The 20,737-nt window shown below is 32.1% G+C and carries 14 protein-coding genes and 1 pseudogene; 5 read left to right on the forward strand and 10 right to left on the reverse strand.

The window, feature by feature from the left end; translation table 11 throughout:
• Nucleotides 1-502: 502 nt before the first annotated feature.
• A complete protein-coding gene (locus C7J89_RS08985) occupies nucleotides 503-1,540 on the reverse strand; it encodes a M42 family metallopeptidase (protein ID WP_103295958.1) in 1,038 nt (345 codons plus the stop codon).
• Nucleotides 1,541-1,671: 131 nt separating this feature from the next.
• On the opposite strand from C7J89_RS08985, the gene C7J89_RS08990 reads away from it, so the two are divergent.
• Complete coding sequence (locus tag C7J89_RS08990) at nucleotides 1,672-2,763, forward strand: prephenate dehydrogenase (RefSeq protein ID WP_061854739.1); 1,092 nt, start codon at nucleotides 1,672-1,674, stop codon at nucleotides 2,761-2,763.
• A 66-nt stretch (nucleotides 2,764-2,829) separates the two neighbouring features.
• Here the strand turns inward: C7J89_RS08990 and C7J89_RS08995 are convergent, their stop codons facing one another.
• Nucleotides 2,830-3,330, reverse strand: a complete 501-nt coding sequence (locus C7J89_RS08995; protein WP_103295959.1) for a methylated-DNA--[protein]-cysteine S-methyltransferase — start codon at nucleotides 3,328-3,330, stop codon at nucleotides 2,830-2,832.
• A gap of 136 nt (nucleotides 3,331-3,466) precedes the next feature.
• Between C7J89_RS08995 and C7J89_RS09000 the strand changes: the two genes are divergently transcribed.
• Nucleotides 3,467-4,027 (forward strand): Ada metal-binding domain-containing protein, encoded by a 561-nt coding sequence (locus C7J89_RS09000; RefSeq protein WP_142381019.1) that lies wholly within the window; start codon nucleotides 3,467-3,469, stop codon nucleotides 4,025-4,027.
• Nucleotides 4,028-4,062: 35 nt separating this feature from the next.
• Here the strand turns inward: C7J89_RS09000 and C7J89_RS09005 are convergent, their stop codons facing one another.
• Entirely contained in the window at nucleotides 4,063-5,325 is a 1,263-nt protein-coding gene (locus C7J89_RS09005) for a Y-family DNA polymerase (protein WP_061854742.1), read from the reverse strand.
• Between the two features lie 232 nt (nucleotides 5,326-5,557).
• Here C7J89_RS09005 and C7J89_RS09010 point away from each other — a divergent pair, with 232 nt between their 5' ends.
• A complete protein-coding gene (locus tag C7J89_RS09010; protein ID WP_061854743.1) occupies nucleotides 5,558-5,743 on the forward strand; it encodes a 2-hydroxymuconate tautomerase in 186 nt (61 codons plus the stop codon).
• Nucleotides 5,744-5,816: 73 nt separating this feature from the next.
• Here the strand turns inward: C7J89_RS09010 and C7J89_RS09015 are convergent, their stop codons facing one another.
• Nucleotides 5,817-6,800 (reverse strand): LCP family protein, encoded by a 984-nt coding sequence (locus C7J89_RS09015; protein ID WP_103295961.1) that lies wholly within the window; start codon nucleotides 6,798-6,800, stop codon nucleotides 5,817-5,819.
• Between the two features lie 139 nt (nucleotides 6,801-6,939).
• Between C7J89_RS09015 and msrA the strand changes: the two genes are divergently transcribed.
• The gene (msrA, locus tag C7J89_RS09020) at nucleotides 6,940-7,443 is read left to right on the forward strand and encodes a peptide-methionine (S)-S-oxide reductase MsrA (RefSeq protein ID WP_103295962.1); all 504 of its coding nucleotides are present in this window, start codon (nucleotides 6,940-6,942) and stop codon (nucleotides 7,441-7,443) included.
• Nucleotides 7,444-7,773: 330 nt separating this feature from the next.
• Here the strand turns inward: msrA and mprF are convergent, their stop codons facing one another.
• Complete coding sequence (gene mprF / locus C7J89_RS09025) at nucleotides 7,774-10,311, reverse strand: bifunctional lysylphosphatidylglycerol flippase/synthetase MprF (RefSeq protein ID WP_103295963.1); 2,538 nt, start codon at nucleotides 10,309-10,311, stop codon at nucleotides 7,774-7,776.
• A 516-nt stretch (nucleotides 10,312-10,827) separates the two neighbouring features.
• On the opposite strand from mprF, the pseudogene C7J89_RS09030 reads away from it, so the two are divergent.
• Nucleotides 10,828-11,961 (forward strand): annotated as a pseudogene (locus C7J89_RS09030) (IS1182 family transposase); the annotation flags it as partial.
• A gap of 209 nt (nucleotides 11,962-12,170) precedes the next feature.
• Here the strand turns inward: C7J89_RS09030 and C7J89_RS09035 are convergent.
• From C7J89_RS09035 to parE, 5 genes are all read right to left on the reverse strand, one after another.
• Nucleotides 12,171-13,400 carry an AI-2E family transporter gene (locus C7J89_RS09035; RefSeq protein WP_103295980.1) on the reverse strand — a complete coding sequence of 410 codons (1,230 nt, stop codon included), beginning with the start codon at nucleotides 13,398-13,400 and terminating at the stop codon, nucleotides 12,171-12,173.
• 201 nt (nucleotides 13,401-13,601) lie between these two features.
• Nucleotides 13,602-14,447 carry a PRD domain-containing protein gene (locus tag C7J89_RS09040; protein ID WP_103295981.1) on the reverse strand — a complete coding sequence of 282 codons (846 nt, stop codon included), beginning with the start codon at nucleotides 14,445-14,447 and terminating at the stop codon, nucleotides 13,602-13,604.
• 138 nt (nucleotides 14,448-14,585) lie between these two features.
• Nucleotides 14,586-16,046 carry a glutamine transporter AlsT gene (locus C7J89_RS09045; RefSeq protein WP_103295982.1) on the reverse strand — a complete coding sequence of 487 codons (1,461 nt, stop codon included), beginning with the start codon at nucleotides 16,044-16,046 and terminating at the stop codon, nucleotides 14,586-14,588.
• A gap of 224 nt (nucleotides 16,047-16,270) precedes the next feature.
• Nucleotides 16,271-18,673 carry a DNA topoisomerase IV subunit A gene (gene parC, locus C7J89_RS09050; RefSeq protein ID WP_103295983.1) on the reverse strand — a complete coding sequence of 801 codons (2,403 nt, stop codon included), beginning with the start codon at nucleotides 18,671-18,673 and terminating at the stop codon, nucleotides 16,271-16,273.
• A complete protein-coding gene (gene parE / locus C7J89_RS09055; RefSeq protein ID WP_103295984.1) occupies nucleotides 18,670-20,664 on the reverse strand; it encodes a DNA topoisomerase IV subunit B in 1,995 nt (664 codons plus the stop codon). Before parE ends, parC begins: the two co-directional genes overlap by 4 nt.
• Nucleotides 20,665-20,737 lie beyond the last annotated feature (73 nt).

Here is a 20,737-nt window from a genome sequence, read left to right on the forward strand (position 1 = left end):
CTAATAAAAAAAACGCCAACATCCTTAACTTTCATAAGGACGCTGACGCGCGGTGCCACCTGTATTAGTTTGATTATTTAAATATCAAACTCTCTCATCATCAATATTTAACTTTACTTCAACAAAACCCAATTTCGAATTATATGAGTGTTAGTTTTCATCAACCACTAACTTTCTGCAAGCTACTCAATACAATCTACTACATTTTGTTTGCTAATTTTTAATTTTTATTTATCAATATAAAAAAGACACCACAATAAACGCATTTCTGTAAGGACGCGTTACCGTGGTGCCACCTTAGTTAACAATAATTGTTCACTTTAAATTATAATATTGTATTTAAAAGCCCAATTCGTCACATAAGTTGTGCTAATTCCCATCAACCATTAGCTTTCTTTGTGCTACAAGTTTATGTGCTACTTAATTCTCTTAAATGTTTTGCTTTAAAAGTAATTAATTAGCATAATAACCTGATTATTTTTATTTGTCAAATAAAAGTTTATTATTCTTTAATCGGTGATAAGCAATATGCATATAATAATTGAGCTGTAGCTTCTAATGATTCTATATGTGTACGTTCCATAGCATGTGATGACTCGATGCCTGCACCAAATAGTCCATGTCGAATATTAGCGCCAGCTCTTAATGCTGCCGAAGCATCGGAATTATAATATGGATATATATCAACTTTATAAGGTATATCATTTATTTTACATAAATTTACTAAGTGTTCACGTAAGGATTTATGATATGGCCCCGAACTATCTTTAGCACAAATTGATACCGTATATTCATCTGAAGTTTGGCCGTCACCTAATGCTCCCATGTCAAAGGCGATGTATTCAACGATTTCGTCGTCGATAGAGGCGTTTGCACCATAACCTATTTCTTCGTTATTTGAAATATAAAATTGTGTTGTATGTGGTAATGTCGTATTGTCAGCTTTCAATTTCTCTAACAATTCCATAATCATAGCAACGCTAGCTTTGTCATCTAAATGTCGAGATTTAATATAACCTGATTGCGTTACAACTGTACGTGGATCAAAGCTTACGAAATCCCCCACTGCTATGCCCAAATCCTCTGTTTCTGCTTGACTATTGACTTTCTCATCTAGACGTACTTCCATATGTTCGGCATCTCTTGGAATTTCGTTATTATTTCTATAGACGTGCACGCTAGTTTCATGCATACAAATAGTACCAGTATATGTTTGGCCATTACTCGTTTCTATTTCACAATATTCACCTTCAATAGCATTAAAATGAAATCCACCAATTAAACTTAATGCTAATCTTCCATCTTCTTTAATTTCTTTTACCATAGCGCCTAACGTATCGACGTGCGCAGTAATACAACGTTGTTGCTGTTCATTACTACCCTTTACTGTAATTATTAACGCACCTTTATTTGTAATTTCAGTTTGATAACCTAATTTTTTTGCATGTGAAGCAACATAATCAATTGCTTTTTGTGCATTACCTGATGGACTGTTAATTTGTGTTAACTGTGATATTGTTTCAAAAATTGAATTTGCCATTTCACTTTACCCCCTTATGTTATATTTATATTTTAACTTTTTAACGTTTAAATTGATACTTATTGCATATTCAATGCGGCTACTATACACTATTATTATTCTGAAAACTTAGACAGAGGTGCTTCGACATTATGAAACACATACTTTTTGTAGGCTTAGGCCTTATTGGTGGTAGCTTAGCTAGCAATTTACGTTACTATCATGATGATATTGAAATCACAGCTTATGACGCAGATCCGTCTCAATTAGATAAAGCATTGTCTATTGGTATTATCGATCATCAAGCAACGGATTACCAAGCTAGCGTAGAACAAGCTGACATCATTATTTATGCTACGCCTGTTCAACAAACAATTAAATATTTACAAGAATTGCCTGATTTCAATACTAAGCACGGTGTCATCGTAACAGACACAGGTAGTACGAAATCAACAATTCAACAGTACGAAACGTTTTTATTAGCACATCATATTCATTTAATTAGTGGTCATCCAATGGCTGGTAGTCATAAATCTGGCGTGTTAAATGCAAAAAAACATTTATTTGAAAATGCTTTTTATATCTTAGTGCACAATGAAGCGGCAAACGATGAAGCGGCAACGACAATCCAACAATTATTGTCGACGACAGATGCTAAATTTATTTCTACTAACGCCGAAGAACATGATTTTGTTACTGGAATTGTCAGCCACGTGCCACACATTATTGCATCTGCATTAGTTCACTTAAATGCCAATCATATTTCTGATTCCGCTTTAGTAAAAACTTTAGCGGCTGGTGGTTTCCGCGATATTACTAGAATTGCTAGTAGTAATCCAATTATGTGGCGCGACATTACCATTGAAAATAAAGCAACAATTCTTAAACTATTAAAAGAATGGAAAAATCAAATGTCTAGTATTATTGAGTTAATAGAAGAAGATAATCCTGAAACATTATATGATTTTTTCAATGATGCTAAATTATACAGAGATGAATTACCCCTTAAATCACAAGGTGCACTATCTATCGAGTATGATTTATATGTTGATATTCCGGATAAACCGGGTATGATTAGCCAAGTTACAAGTATCTTAAGTTTACATAATATTTCTATAAGCAACATAAGAATATTAGAAGTTCGCGAAGATATTTATGGCGCATTACGTGTAAGTTTTAAAAGTCCTGAAGATAGAAAGCAAGGCGCTGAAGCATTGAGTGATTTTGAAACTTATATCGCATAATCAAGTTCATTAAATAATTGCACTACAAGTTAAGGCTGAGGTCTCCTTTGGACACCCCAGCCTTTTTTATTTTTGCCCTTTTTCAATTGTTAGCAGTCTTTCTTTCATGGCCTCTCCACCTCTATACCCTCGTAACTGACCGTCTTTACCTATAACACGGTGACACGGTATAACGATTAACAATGGATTTTTAGCAATTGCTGTTGCAACAGCTCTAATTGCCTTTGGTCTACCAATAGCTGTTGCAATTTCACTGTATGTTCGAGTTTCACCGTAAGGAATTTTTAATAGTTGCGTCCATACTTGCCGTTGAAATTCAGTGTACTGATAGTCCATATCTATGGCGAATTCAAATACTTGTCTTGTGCCATTAAAATATTGACGCAGTTCTTGCAAGTAAGTTGTTAAATACGCTTCATTTTCTTCGATATTTACTTCTTCATGAATGGTTTGACTTAATATTTCATCACTATCTATTGTACTGATAAAACTTAATCCACGCTGTGTGGCGTAAACTTTTAGAAACACATCATTAAACTGTATTTTCGCGGCATATAATTTTTGCATATTACTTCCTCCCTACTTTGTAATTACTAAATATTAACATTATCGTTTGTAAAACTCATTAGTATTAATGGTTTTAGTAATTAAAGAGCAAGATTAGGCTATTATTTTATGTTACACTTTTTGCGAGGTGATATTATTGAGTAAACTTAATCTTACACAATCGAGATGGAATGATATAAAGAATAATAATAGCAATGCCGACGATCAGTTTATTTATGCTGTTAAATCTACGATGATTTTCTGTAAACCATCATGTTCTGCCAAATTACCCGTGAAAGAAAACGTAACGCTGTATAACGATTATAATGATGCTATAGCAGCTGGTTATAGACCTTGTAAAAAATGTAATCCGACAGGTCATTTTACCGATAAAGAAGAATGGTGTATACAAATTAAAAATTACATCATTCGCCATTACCACCAACCTGTATCGTTAGAGGAGTTGGCCAATCATTGCCATGGCTCTCTTTATCATCTATCTAGAGTATTTAAAGACTTAGAAGGAATGACAATCATGGATTATTTGCATCTTGTCAGAACCACTGAAGCTAAAAAATTATTAGCCGATCAAACGTTAGATTTAAATACTATTGCACTAGCTGTTGGTTATAAAACTGCTTCTCAGTTTATAAAGAAATTCAAACTCTATTTTCAACTCACACCACATAAATTTCGTCAGCAATATACTAAGTTATAATTTTTGTCGCAAGGCTAACCTTTGTACGTCTATTATTACATCTTATGTCCAGCCATTAGACCTAGACGACCATGTTTTGTTCCTGCATCCGTATATGATACTGCCCTTGAAACAATGCCTTTACCATACTTATTATGCAAATTATCGATTGTTTTAGCTAATTTTTCAGTTCGTCTACGTTCATATTCATCAATAAACAAGTCTAACTGTCTATTGTGCTCATCTACAAAATTTGTCAGAGAAATGCTTAGGGTACGATACAATGCTGATTTATCACATAATTGATCAGCAAATTTATCAACGACAGCAATGATGTCATTTTCTAGATTTGTTGGTGAGCCTAACGTATATTGCTTACTTACGCCACCTTCATCACTGTAACCAAAAGAAAAATGAATCGTGCGCGCTAATTGATTGCGTGCCCTCACACGGCTCGCTACATCCTCAATCAACTCTTTCATGACAACTTTTGTTTCCTCGTATTTATAATCACGCATCAAAATTTGACTCTTACATATTGATGGATTACCAGCAGTATATTTTTCTCTAATTTTACTATGGTCAATACCATTCGCGTGTAAATGTAAATCAACGCCTACAATTCCTAAATCTCTTTTTAAATATTGATAAGGATAATTGGCTAAATCTCCAATCGTAAAAATACCTCTTTTATTTAATTTCTTTTCAGTTCGTCTATTGATCCCCCAAAATTCGCTTAATGGTCGAATAGGCCATAATTTATGTGGAATATCTTGATATCGCCATTCTGCTATCTTATCTTCAGTATGTTTGGCCTCAATATCCATCGCCACCTTACTCAATAAAACATTTGAGCCTATTCCTATAGTACAGTCAATGCCCGTTTCTGCTTTTATTTCTTTTTGTAATCTCTCGCAAAATGAACGTATGGTCGTACTAAATCTATGATAACTATCCGTGACATCCATAAAAAACTCATCAATGCTATATTGATGTAAATCTTCCGGTGGGATATAACGTAATGCAATTTGTGAAATTTTCACAGAAACCTCTAAATATTTTCTCATACTTGGATTAATAATATAAATATCATTTCGATGTGGTATTTCAAATAATCTTGATCCAGTTTTAATACCTAATGCCTTTAATGCAGGTGTCGCAGCTAAAACAACTGACCCTTGATGTTTGGTATCAGCGACGACTGCTAATTTAGTTTCCATTGGATCCAATCCCTTTTGTAAGCATGAGACACTCGCAAAAAAACTCTTTTGGTCGATACACAAAACATCTCTCTCTTCTAACAAATTATAATCATACATATAACTAACCTCCCACAAAACAGAACGTGTGTTCGGTTAAATTATAAAATATTTCCTCCCATAAATCAAATAGTAATTTGCCAACAAATTCTAAATTAATGGTAATAAACGTTAAAAAAGTAGACATAATAATAAACTAACGCTATTTAATATTAATCTATTATTTTTTTGGATTAAGTTCTAAACTAATTCGTGCTATACTTTGTTCAACTCATAAAAAGGAGGCTTTTATATGCCGATTGTCAACGTGAAATTATTAGAAGGTCGTTCAGACGAACAACTTAAAGATTTAGTATCAGAAGTAACAAATGCTGTAGAAAAAACGACGGGCGCAGACAAAAATGCAATCCATGTTGTTATTGAAGAAATGAAAGCTGCTCACTATGGTGTAGCTGGCGTAAGAAAAGCAGATCAATAATATTTAACAACTGTTGTTACATACAAATAAAAAATCCCGAGCTACAGTACTCAACACTGTAACTCGGGTTTTATTAGTTATTCAAAAACGCTTTAGCTGCTTTTTTATTCGCTGCTTTATCTATTTGTAAAGCACTACCATCTGTTGGAGATTGATAATCTTGGTACGAATTTTGAATAGGTAACGTTTTAGATTTTACATCTTTATCGCCACGTAAACCAAAATTCAATCCAGTTTGAATTAAAGCAGAATCTGGCATGTTTGTATTTAAGTAACCTCTTAAAATACCAGCCACTTTCGGTAATTTAGGTAAAGTACCCGGACTAACTAATTGTTTCTTCAAGGTCTGCATAACTTGTTGCTGACGTCGTACACGACCAAAGTCTCCTTCAGCATCGTGTCTGAAACGTGCGTAACCAAGTAATTCTTTACCATTTAATTTATGTTCACCTTTTTTTAATGATACGCCAATGTTAGCCGACATATCTTTCTCGACATCTATTGGCACACCATTAGGTTCTAACTCATCTATCATTTTTTCAAATCCAGTAAAGTCTAAAATGGCATAATATTCTGGGTCAATGTCTAAATTCTTTTTCAATGTTTGTCTTAATAATTCTGGACCACCAATTGAATAAGCAGAATTAATCTTATGTTTACCATGACCAGGAATATCTGCATATATATCACGCATAACAGACATCATTTTCATCTTTTTATGAATATAATCATATTGGGCAATCATAATGGAGTCAGTTCTAGAAATACCACCTTGTTCCTTATCTGCTCCTAGTACCATGATTGTAATTTTTCCATCATTTTTAGCAGCACCATTAAATTTATGCTGTTTTAAAGTTTTCCCATGATTTTTGGCGTATTGAATACCTGAATTATAACCATGTACTGCATACCCAATTAAAATGGCAAGAACAATTACAATAATTAAAATAATAAAAGGTAATTTTCTAACTTTCTTTTTCTTTTTTGTGCGCCTCGGCGGAGGCGTGTGCGATGTTTCTTCATTGCTTATCTCTGTCTTATGCTTATCTTCGCTCATATATTATCAACCTTATATCTTCAAAATTACGAATCTATGTACTATAATTAATACATATTAAAGTTATATAAAATTTGTGTAAAAATCAAGTACTTTCTAAATAAATCAGACTTAGGGCCAATACGAAAGGATGTTAAACATGAATATAAATAAGGCGTATTTCGCCGGAGGTTGCTTTTGGTGCATGGTGAAACCTTTTGATACATTTGAAGGGATAGAAAAAGTAACTTCAGGGTACATGGGTGGTCATGTTGAAAATCCAACTTATGAGCAAGTAAAAACAGGTAAAACTGGTCATTATGAAACGATTGAAATCGAATATGATGTCGCGTTATTTTCTTATAATAAATTATTAGAAATCTTTTTCTCAGTCATTGATCCTACAGATGATGGCGGTCAATTTCAGGACAGAGGTTCTCAATACCAAACGGCAATTTTTTATACAAATGATCATCAACAGCAACAAGCAAAAGCATATATAGAGCAAATGAAAAATACAATAGATAAAGACAAAGCTATTGCCACTAAAATTTTGCCTGCTACGCCGTTTTATAAAGCTGAAGACTATCATCAAGACTTTTATAAGAAAAATCCAGAACGCTATGCTGAAGAACAAGAACAACGACAAAAATACAATAATTAATGCATAAAGAAGGTAGCCAAAAATAACAATTGGTTACCTTCTTTGTGTCACATAAAATTTAATTTTTACCAAAAAATATATAAATAACCACTAAATGATAAAATGTTACAATATATTCAAAACACCTTTAATAACGGTGTTGAAAACGATTTCTATAATTGATATATTATGCGTATGCCAACCTATCAAATGGTTAGGCAAACTTCATATAGTTAGTTTATTATAGTTAAATTTAATGATAGTATTCTGTACAAACATTATTACGTAAGCAATGATAAAAGCAGAGAAACGTGTATAACTTTAAGCACGTTTCTCTGCTTTTCTATAGAACTAGTTTAAATTTTTAGGTTTTTTACGAATAACACGCATAACTTTTAACATACTTAACCATAGTGAACGATGCTTACGATACACTAAAAATCTTGCTTCCCATTCAGGTTTGAATTTTTCCTTATATCGACGTAAACCTTGGAAGCGATATAAACCATTAAAATGTTCAAATACACGGCCTGCAATACGTTCGCCAGTATATGAGAATGGTACCTGCCCTACATTTGATAATGTGGCCATGCCCATATTAAAACGTTTATATCCTTGTTCTTTAGACCATAACAGCATGTGTAAGTACAACGCATCCATAAGCGGTAATTCTATCTCTGGGTCCCAACGAATTAAATCCACCGAAATTGTTTCTTTATAATAAGTTGGCATAACGCTACAAAATGCTATTGGCTGTTGGGATTCATCTCTAATAATACCAATAGGTGCTTTATTTAAATAGTCTTCAGTAAAAGAACCTACCGAAAAATGCATCTCTTGACGCCCTTCTAACCAATTGTTAATAATTTCTTTTAAAGAATTTAACAACGTGCTATTAAATGGTGGTATCAACACTTCAAAAGTCATATTCATATCACTTAACTTATTCAATGTCGCACGTAAACCACGTCGTTTTTTACCAGCAGTCGTAAATGTTGCTAAATCAATCAATGCTTCTTCACCTAATTTGAAAAATTGATTGCCAAAATTATGATATAACGATAAATATTTTTCTGAAACTTGATAGAAAATAATATCATAGCCGATATAATGCGCATTACTGTAAAAATCAATGAGTAGACTATTAAAGGTTTTCTCGTCTCCAATTGGATCACCTAAAATGACATAAGCATTATTAATCGTACGGTACATTAAAAAAGCTTGTTGGCTATCATCGACGAAAAATTGCTTATCGCCACTATACATTAAATGACTTAAATAGTTCCCACCGTATGTTTCAACAATATTTTCACATACTGAAAATTCTTGATAATTCTCTTTAAGCTTAATTTTACTTTCAAAGTACCAAACGATACCACCTACGAAAATTGCAATAACTAACACAGTTATCCAGAAATAATATCTTAAAATTGAAGTATCCACTTCTAATTTATAAACGTCCAACGTATGAAGTGTTTGATAAATTACAATATGATTAACAAATAGCACACAACCGCTAATTAAAAACATATAAATTAGTTTCACATAACTGAATTTTCTTTTTAATATTTTAGAACGCTTATAAAACACGACAAGCAATACAAACATAACTGCTAACCATGTTAATAAGATAAATGAGGCATATGTGTATATCGTTACTAAGGCAATTAACAATAACGAAATAATTGAAAATAAAATCGCCCTTTTAGATAAACTATAAACGCCTATCACATTTAAAAATAGTAATAAACAAGCACATGTATGCACAGAAACGATAATATAATATACATAATGATTAGTGGCATACAAGCCATCATAAATAATAGTAATATTATTTAAAAAGAATAGAATACTTGTAAAGAATAGCAAAATTGCAATCGCGAATGATGGAATGCGTGATAAAAAATCTTTTTGATATGACTTAAATAGAGAGCCAAAATCTTGCATAGGCACAAAAATTTTAGAATCCTCAAAATAACGTCTTGCTGTCGTTTTAAATTCAAAGATAGATAAAATTAATGCAATAAGTAATGGGAAGAAATAATAAACAAAACGATATAATAGCAACGCTAAGACAATTTTTTCTTCTCCAATATTTAAAGATTTTAAACCTAAAATAATAACTAAATCAAAAGCACCAAAACCACCCGGAATAAAACTTACTAATCCTGAAATTGCGGCAATAATAAAGACGCCCATAAAAACATTGAATGGTACATGTACATTTACGATAAGCAGTGCTAAATATAAAACTAAGGCGGCAGCAAACCATTCACAGCTAGATACTAATGTGCAATATAAGCCTAAAAATTTCTGCTTTGCTTGAACAGGTTTAGCTATCGTGAAAATAATAAAAATTGGTAAAAATAAAGCTACGACGTAAAGCGCCCATTTAACCCAAGGGAATGACTCAAATAAATGTTGTACATTGAAAATATGAATCACAACAAATATAGACAACAAACTTAACCCTGTTAACATAGATATTAATACAACAGAGATCGTTTGAACTAAATATTTTTTCTCATTTGTATAATTCTTGTACACCAAATATCTGACAGTTGCACCGATAAAGCCACCAAAGCCAATAACGGCATTGAAGGCATTAATAATATAACCAATACGAATGGTTTTCCAAATAGACATCGATGTTTTAAGTGATTTATTTAAAATAACATCATAGATGGATAAAATAATCATTGATGCTCCACCACTTAAAAATAGTAACACTAACCAAAAACGATCAATTTTACCAAATGCGATAAATGTTTGTTTGAAATTAATGTTTACTAGTTCTTTATGCAAGTTAAAAACAACGATAACGAGTAATACTATAGCGAATATTACTTTAAGTATCGTGAAAATTTTACTTCTTAGCTCTTTAGTCATAATTATCCTTCAGCCCTCAGTCATTCTTATAATTTATAAAAAATATAGCACATAATCTTAGTTGTGTGTATATAAAACCGACTTCTAACAAAATTGTTATATACACACATATTACTATTAATTTAAATTTGTCAAAAAAATCTATACAAATTATTTTTTTATTAATATATAAATATCAATAAATCTTAGACAGCAAACAATTATACGACAAAAAGAAATGCTTGGGACATAATTCTTAACTCGAATTAAATAACACCTCATTCTACTGATTTATTCAGTAAAAATGAGGTGTTATTTTTTATAATCTACGATTTTGTTCGTGCATGCTTGCCTAGGGTATGGCTCGAGCCTGTAGTCTCTCACTCATACGATTCCCTTAGGCGTCAGCACTTTACAAAATCGCTACAAACTTCCAATTTTATACAAAAAAAATAAAGCACGCTCGTATAATTTAATTAATCACGACAAAAACCAAATTAACGAGATGCCTTATGTAAAAAATATAACAAATCTCAAATAATTCTACCACTAAATATTGAAGTATTGATTCCAGAAAATGATATTGCACATTATGTAAATCAAATTGTAGAGACTATACCTAATGAAACATTCTACGAACTTAAACACTCACGTGGTGCATCTTCTTATCACCCTAAATTAATGTTAAAGATCATACTTTATTCTTATACACAATCTGTTTTTTCTGGAAGAAGGATAGAAAGCCTTCTTAAAGATAGTATACGTATGATGTGGTTATCACAGAACCAAACACCTTCTTATGGAACAATAAATCGCTTTAGAATTAACCCAATTATGGATAAATTACTCCAATCATTGTTTATTAATTTTAGAACTCAATTGGTGGAACTTAATCTTATTGATGAGCATAGTCTATACATAGATGGTACTAAGATTGAAGCAAGTGCTAACAAGTATACATTTGTGTGGAGAAAAAACACTGAAAGATATAATAGTAAAGTAATAGAACAATCTAAAGAAACATATCGAAACGCAATTATTAATGAAGTGATTCCAGAATTAAATGAAGAAGAAAACGATGAAATTTCTATTAATACATTGAAAGATTTAGAAAATACATTAGAACAAAAAATCGAAGATTTAGATGATGAGATTTCGTGCACAGAAGATGTAAAAGAACGAAAAGCATTACGTACAAAAAGAAGTGAGATAAATAGGACTAAGAAATCTTTAAGTGATAATATAGACAAACAGGTTAAATATAAAAAACAATTAGAAATATTAGGTGAAAGAAATAGCTATTCCAAAACTGACCATGATGCAACTTTCATGAGAATGAAAGACGATCATATGATGAATGGGCAATTGAAACCAGGTTATAATTTACAAATCGCTACAAACTCACAGTTCGTTTTATCATATGATATTTTCCCGAATCCCACAGATACTAGAACTTTAATCCCGTTTTTAAATAACATCAAAAATAACTATTTTGATTTACCTGAGTACATTGTTGCAGATGCTGGTTATGGTAGTGAAGAAAACTATAAAAATGTATTAGATTCGTTTAATCGAACACCACTCATAACATATACTATGTATCTAAAAGAACAAACGAAGCTATATAAAGAAAATGCATTTAACACTCAAAATTGGACTTACGATGAAATAAGATATGTCATTACGGGGGGAATCCAAAGTAAAACGCGAACTTGAAATTGCCTTAATGGCAACCATTATAAGAAAAATGGTAGCTCTAAGAGCTACCAAAAAGACTTTAAAAATGAAATACAGTGGAAATTCAATTTTACTAATGAATTTCCACTGTATTTTTACTTTCTAGAATATTTCTGTCCCGGACCCTTTTTACTTCGATTTAACTATCTAATAAATTCTTTTTCGTCGTCTTTGAACTCATATTCACCAGCATCATCACTATAATATTTGTTATAGCGACGTTTAAATAAGAAGTAAATATGTGATACAAGTACTTTTAATATTGCGTATGCTGGGATACCTAAAATAACACCAACAACACCTAGCAAGTTACCTGCACTTAATAATATAAAGATAATTGTTAACGGATGGATTTTTAATGTTTTACCCATAATGTTAGGTGAAATAAAGTGACCTTCAATAAATTGCACTGCTGTCCATACGATAATAAGCTTTAAGAGCATTATAGGCGATGTTATTAGTGCAATGATAATTGCTGGCGAAATAGCAATTGTTGGTCCTAAATACGGCACTACGCTTGTTACAGCGGCAATACTTGCAAGTACTAAACTGTAATCTAAACCGATGATTGAATAACCAATGAATAATAAAATACCAATACAAAATGACACGATAATTTGACCTTGAATATATGAACCAACTTGCACGCTCATTTTTTCTAATAAGTCATGATAATCTTTTCTAAATTTTGGCGGTATAATATTTGTTGAAAATTCTTTGAAACGATGCCCATCTTTTAACATAAAGAATAGGACGAATGGCGTTGTTACAATTACTACACCAACGTTTACTAAAGTTTCTGCAAAGTTTTTGATTTTTGAACTAAAGCCATTTGTGTAATCCGAAATCATATTTGGGATTTTTTTAGAAAGTGATGTTAAATGGCTTTGAATCTGGTTATGATAATCCGCCACGATAGAATATTTCGTTACACTATCAAAAAACTGATTTACTTTGCTCACGTAATGTGGGAAATTGTGACCAAAACTTTTTACCTGAACTCCAATTAAAGGTATAAGTAAATTCACTACTAGTGTGATGATCCCTATAATTACTAAAAATAAAATTGATACACCCCATACACGAGGAATATTGTAGCGTTCCATCAAATTAACGATAGGATTAAATAAATAGAACAAAATTAAAGACACAATAATCGGAGCCACAATAGTATTAAATACGATGATAAATGGTTTAAATATATAAGATACTTGATCAAATATAAATATAACGATACCAATTAAAATCAACATACTTAAGCCAAAAATTAAATCTTTACCGCCTAAAAACTTCATAAAACGTGTTTCAGTAAAGTTTAAGTTCATTTTATTTTTGGACTTACTTTCATTATTTACTTTTTCTTCATTCGACATAAAATTCACCATACCTTACTTGTATTGATGTCGTTTGTATACGACTTGAAAATATTTAATATAAATATTGATATTCCCATTAAATACTATTATCAATAATATCACATGACAGAAATACTAAACATATTTTACATTAATAGCAATGCTAAAGTTTAAGTTTAAACGAAAAGCATAAAATAACACTTTTTATAGCAGCAACTATTATGATTCACTATGATGCATAAAATGATAAATATGTAATGTTAAAAAGACTATCTCACTCTCATAAATTTTATTATCCAATTCTTGCTGCAACATCTTCATGACTTTTAAAGCAATGTTATAACACAATGAATAATGAGACTTTAGTAATTCATCAACAATATGTGAGCAACGTTCACGCTCATTACGTTGAATACGCCTGATTAGAAAATGGATATGCCTAATAAAACGTTGATATTTTAATGATTGTCTATCTATTTCAAATTGTAAATCATGTTCTATAATAAATGTCGCCTTATTTATTAATTCATTAATAATCGTCATTTCTCTCAATGATAACATTTCCGTATTCGAAGCGATGTGTAAAGCTATAAACCCAATTTCATCTTCAGGAAATGTTATATTTAGAGCCTCATTAAGTCTTGCTATTACTCTTTCAGCGATAATATATGCTGCATTGTACAAATGCTTTATTTCTGACACAAAAGGATTCGTAATATATTGCTGTTGTTGAATACGTTTATATGCAAAAATAATATGATCCGTTAAACTAACTACTAATTTTTCATCATCGATAATCAATTTTGAATTTGTAATTATATTTACTGCTTCAATAATAGCCTGCAAAGTATAATCATCAGTCATTGAGACGAGCGCCTTATAATGACTCAGATGTGATTGTTGAACTAATTTATATACTTTTTCAATTGATTGAGGTTGTTTAACATACATCCCCGGCTTTTTATTAAAGCCTATACCTTTACCGATTAAAATTACTTCTTGGTCTTCGATGCTGCAAATAATAACATTGTTGTTTAAAGATTTTTTTATAAGGTAATGGTCCATGCTTTTCACCTTTCTTTAATATCAATAAGATTATATATGGAAAGGCATTAAAAGAAAAGTTTAATTTTGTATGAATTAACGCGTAGAAAGAAAAAAACTACAAGATAGTAATAATAACTATCTTGTAGTTCAAACATATCAATATAATGATTTATCTTTTTTATTCATGCCCCAGCTTTCAATACCAAATAAATTGATTTCTAATTGTTCTGGTTTGAATACTGGTTTCTTACCTGCTTTACGTTGTGCTTGATAATCTCTCATTACAGCAAGTGCAATGTTAGATAAACCAATTATCGAAATTAAGTTGACAATAGCCATTAATCCCATAAATAAATCGGCTGTATCCCAAACAGTTTGTGTTTTAACTACAGCACCGACAAATACTAACACGACAACTAAACATCTGAATATAAATAAAACAACTTTATTTTTTGATAAAAATTCGATATTTGATTGACCATAATAATAGTTTCCGATAACTGATGAATAAGCAAATAGCGTAATAGCTACTGTTAAGAAAATACCACCTGCACTACCTAAGTGTTCATTTAATGCAGATTGAGTTACTTGCACACCTTGAGGTGCACTATCTCCGAATTTCAAACCACTATATAATAAGATCATGATTGCAGTAGATGTACATACAAGCATTGTATCGAAGAATACACCTAATGATTGAATAAGACCTTGTTTTACAGGGTGAGGCGCAGCAGCAGTTGCGGCAGCATTAGGTGCAGAACCCATACCGGCTTCGTTTGAGAATAAACCACGTTTTACACCTTGTAAAATAGCGGCACCAACTGCACCACCACCTACTTGTTGCACGCCAAAAGCACTTTTAATAATTGTCATAATCATTGGAATGATTTGGTCATAATTCATTATTAAGATAACCAATACTAAACCAATATAGATAATCGCCATAACTGGCACGATTACTGAAGAAATTCTAGCGATACTACGTACACCACCAAAAATAATGATAGCCGTAAATACTGCTAAAACTAAACCAGTAACGACGGGACTAACGTTATATTGCGTATTTAAAGATTCAGCAATTGTATTAGACTGAACTGTATTAAATACAAAAGCAAAAGTTACAGTAATTAATATTGCAAAGACGATACCTAACCATCTTTGATTTAAACCTTTAGTTATGTAATAAGCTGGTCCACCACGGAAACCACCATCTTTATCTGGAACTTTATAAACTTGCGCTAATGTTGCCTCGATAAAAGCACTTGCTGCTCCGATAAATGCAATTAGCCACATCCAGAATACTGCACCTGGACCACCAAGTACGATAGCTGTAGCCACACCAGCGATATTTCCTGTTCCTACACGTGAACCTGCACTGATTGCGAAAGCTTGGAATGGTGAAATACCTTTCTTACCATTTTCTAATGTTTCCGGTTTTTCACCAATAGCACGAAACATTTCTGGAATCCAACGTAATTGGACGAATTTTGAACCGATTGTAAAATAAATACCAACTGTAATTAATAAACCTATTAAATATTGCGACCAAATTAAATCGTTTCCGGTCTCAATAATGACTTTAAACCAACCGGGAACTAAACTATCAAAATCACTCAAAGTATTAAATCCTCCTTAGCTAATTATTACTTTATAAATATGTATATAGAGATTTATAATGAGTACTCACAAAATATAGACAATCAACAGTAGCTATAAAAACACTGTTGATTGCATTTTGTGGTATTTCACTATAAACCTCTAATTTATGTTGACTACATTTAAATATCTATAATGTTTTTATTTTATCATTATATTAGAGTTTTTACTATAATTTTTTTAATCTATTCAACAATTAACTGAATAAGTTCACCAAATTCATTTGTATCAACGATAAATGAACCGTTCGTATATTGCTCAGTTAAATGAATATCTTTGATATAACCTTGCTCTTCATGAGAATTAGAATACACCTTATAAATCGTATCGTCAGGGCTTGTAGTTTGCGCTGACACAATACGGTGTGGTGCTTTTTTCAATTCTTTTAATAATGTAATACCTCTTTGAGCTCGTTTAGCATGTTGTAAGACGTTATAACTAATGCGTTTCAACGCACCACGTTGTGTGGCCATTAATATTGTATTTTGATCATTTACAGTTTGAGTTAACACTACAAAGTCTTCATCTTTAAGATTAATTGATTTAACACCTGCAGCGCGTAAGCCAGTATCTGATAATTCTTCAGAAGAATAAGTTAATGACATGCCTTTATTTGTAAGTACAGTAACCATTTGATCTTCTTCGACACGCATAATATCAATTACTTCATCATTGTTTTTCAATTTCATCGCAACAAGTGGTTTGTTATATCTAGAAGTTTTAAACAATGAAACGTTACTTTTCTTAATCATGCCATTTTTCGTTGCAGTAATGTAATATGCACTATCTGGGAATGCATTCTCACAGTGAACGTCTATAACAAATTCATCATCATCAAGTGGTACAATTTGTGACACATGTTGACCTAAATCTTTCCATTTTATATCAGATAATTTATGAACAGGTATAAATAAATATCTACCTTTGTTCGTAAATACAAGTGCCGTATCAAGTGTGTTGGTTTCCATATATTTTAATATACTGTCGCCATCTTTCACGCCGATTTCTTCAATACCACTCGCGTTAAAGCTACGTAATGATGTACGTTTAATGTAACCGTGACGTGTCACACTTAGCATAACTGTTTCGCTTGGTACCATAACCTCTTTATCTATTTTAATTTCAGAGATTTCTGCTTCTATGACTGATAAACGATCAGTTTTAAATTTCTTACGTATTTCAGTTAATTCTTCTTTAATTACGCCAAGTAAAGCATCATGGTTGTCTAAAATATGGCGTAATCTCTCTATTGTAGCTTTAAGCTCATCATGTTCATCTTGTAATTGTACAATATCCGTATTTGTTAAACGGTATAGCTGCAACATAACGATAGCTTCAGCTTGTGCTTCTGTAAAGTCGTATTCGGTTACAAGATTTTCTTTAGCGTCTTTTTTATTTTTTGAATTTCTAATTAATTTAATAACTTCGTCTAATATAGACAATGCTTTCATTAAACCTTCCACAATATGCATTCTGCTTTCAGCATGATTTAAATCATATTGTGTACGTTTAGTAACGACATCAATTTGATGGTTTAAGTAACTATCTATAATTTCACGAATGCCCATTAGTTTAGGACGACCTTCACTAATAGCTACCATATTAAAACTATAAGAAATTTGTAAATCCGTATTTTTGTATAAATAGTTAAGTACGGCTTCGCTATTCACATCTTTTTTCAATTCAATAGCAATACGCAAACCTGTTCGGTCAGTTTCATCACGTACTTCTAAAATACCATCTACCTTTTTATCGGCACGTAGTTCATCGATTTTTTTAACTAAACTACTTTTATTTACTTCGTACGGTATTTCAGTGACTGCCAATTCTTTACGTCCATTTCTCAACTCTTCGGTTTCTACTTTAGAACGTACGATGATTTTTCCTTTACCAGATTCGTATGCTTTTTTAATGCCATCGATGCCTTGAATAATACCACCTGTTGGAAAGTCTGGTCCTTTTACATATTTCATTAATCGACTAACTGTAATGTTAGGATCATCGATATATTTTAAAGTAGCCTGAATCACTTCACCTAAATTATGAGGCGGTATATCTGTCGCATACCCAGAAGATATACCTGTACTACCGTTAATTAGTAAATTAGGTAATCTTCCTGGTAAAACCATAGGTTCTGTAGTCGTATCGTCATAGTTAGGCATAAACGGCACAGTTTCTTTATTAATATCTCTTAGTAATTCTTCAGAAATCTGACTTAATTTTGCCTCTGTATAACGCATCGCTGCCGCTGGATCATTATCGATACTACCGTTATTACCATGCATTTCAATAAGTACATGGCGTAATTTCCAGTCTTGACTCAAACGCACCATAGCATCATATACCGAGGAATCACCATGAGGATGGTACTGACCAATAACATCTCCGACTGTTTTGGCACTTTTACGGAAATTTTTGTCATAAGTATTACCACTTGAATACATAGCATATAAAATACGACGTTGCACTGGTTTTAAGCCATCTCTTACGTCAGGTAGTGCACGTTCTTGAATAATATATTTACTATAACGACCAAATCGGTCGCCTATTACATCTTCAAGTGATAAGTCTTGAATTACCTCACTCAATTTATTTCCTCCTCTTCTTGCTCATCATGTTCCAAAATTTGTATTTCACTATTATCTAAAATACTTTGGTCTTCTTGTAAGCCAAATTCTACGTGACTTTCAATCCATTCACGTCTAGGTGCAACTTTATCACCCATTAATGTTGTAACGCGTTTAGATGATCTAATTTCATCATCTACTTGTACACGAATTAATGTTCTTGTGTCTGGGTTCATCGTTGTTTCCCATAGTTGGTCAGGGTTCATTTCACCTAAACCTTTATATCTTTGTAAAGTAAATCCTTTACCTAATTGCTTTTGTAATTGTTCTAATTCGTCGTCAGTCCATGCATATTCAACTTTTTTCGAGTTGCCTTTACCTTTTTCAAGTTTATATAGAGGTGGTAACGCAATAAATACGCGCCCTGCTTGTACTAATGGCTTCATATATTTAAAGAAAAACGTTAATAATAATACTTGAATGTGTGCTCCATCCGTATCCGCATCAGTCATAATAATAACGCGATTGTAGTTACTATCTTCTAATTTAAATTCATTACCTACACCCGCTCCGATAGTGTGAATAATCGTATTGATTTCTTCATTTTTAAATATGTCTTCTAGGCGTGCTTTTTCTGTATTGATTACTTTACCTCGTAAAGGTAAGATAGCTTGATATTTACGATCTCTACCAAGTTTCGCCGAACCACCTGCTGAGTCACCCTCAACTAAGTACAATTCTTTCTTCTCGGTATTTTTACTTTGTGCAGGCGTTAATTTCCCTGACAGTAATGTATCCTTACGTTTGTTTTTCTTACCTGAACGCGCGTCTTCTCTAGCTTTTCTGGCAGCTTCACGTGCTTGTTGAGCCTTAAGTGCTTTCTTCACTAGAGATTTAGACAATTGCCCTTTTTCTTCTAAATAATATGGTAATTTATCGGCAACAACAGAATCAACGGCACTTCTAGCTTCAGGCGTACCTAATTTTGATTTTGTTTGTCCTTCGAATTGTAATAATTCTTCAGGAATACGAATAGAAATAATCGCCGTTAATCCTTCACGAATATCATTACCGTCAAGATTTTTATCTTTAGCTTTTAATTCATTTATTCTGCGCGCATAATCATTAAATACGCGTGTCATTGCTGTTTTAAAACCAACTTCATGTGTACCACCATCTTTAGTACGCACGTTGTTAACAAAACTTAAAATACTTTCTGAATATTGGTCATTATATTGAAATGCTACTTCCACTTCTATATTGTTAGCTTCGCCTACAAATGTAGCTACATCATGAAGTACCTCTTTACCTTCATTGACATAAGAAACAAACTCTTTAATACCTTCTTCATAATGATAAACTTCTTCACGCTCTTTACCTTGTCTATTATCAGTCAAAATAATTTTTAAGTTTTTTAATAAAAAGGCAGATTCTTGTAATCTTTCACTTAATACGTCAAAATTAAATGAAGTAGCAGATTTAAATATTTCTGGATCTGGTTTAAATGTAACTTTAGTTCCAGTTTTCTTTGTTTTACCCTTTTTAACTAGCCCACTAGCTGGTTTACCGCCGTCCTTAAAATCTTGTTGATAAATTGTACCGTCTCTATGTATTTCCACACTAAGCCATTCACTTAACGCATTTACAACGGACGCACCAACACCATGCAAACCTCCTGATGTTTTATATCCGCCTTGTCCGAATTTACCCCCTGCATGTAGTACAGTGAATATTACTTCTACTGTCGGTTTTCCAGAGGCATGTATACCTGTAGGCATACCACGACCATTATCTTCTATTGTAATACTCTCATCTTTATTAATAGTTACTGAAATTTCATTCCCATGACCATTCAATACTTCATCGACGGAGTTATCGACAACTTCATACACTAAATGATGTAATCCGCGTTTATCGGTTGAACCAATATACATACCAGGTCTCTTTCTAACAGCTTCGAGTCCTTCTAGTACTTGGATAGAATCATCCGAGTAATTATTTTGCTTATTCATTGCCAATCGTTTCGCCCTCCTACAAACGTACGTTCGTTTTTAAAACTATACAATAGTTATTCTTATATAAATT

Source organism: Staphylococcus kloosii, assembly GCF_003019255.1.
GTDB classification, from domain to species: domain Bacteria; phylum Bacillota; class Bacilli; order Staphylococcales; family Staphylococcaceae; genus Staphylococcus; species Staphylococcus kloosii.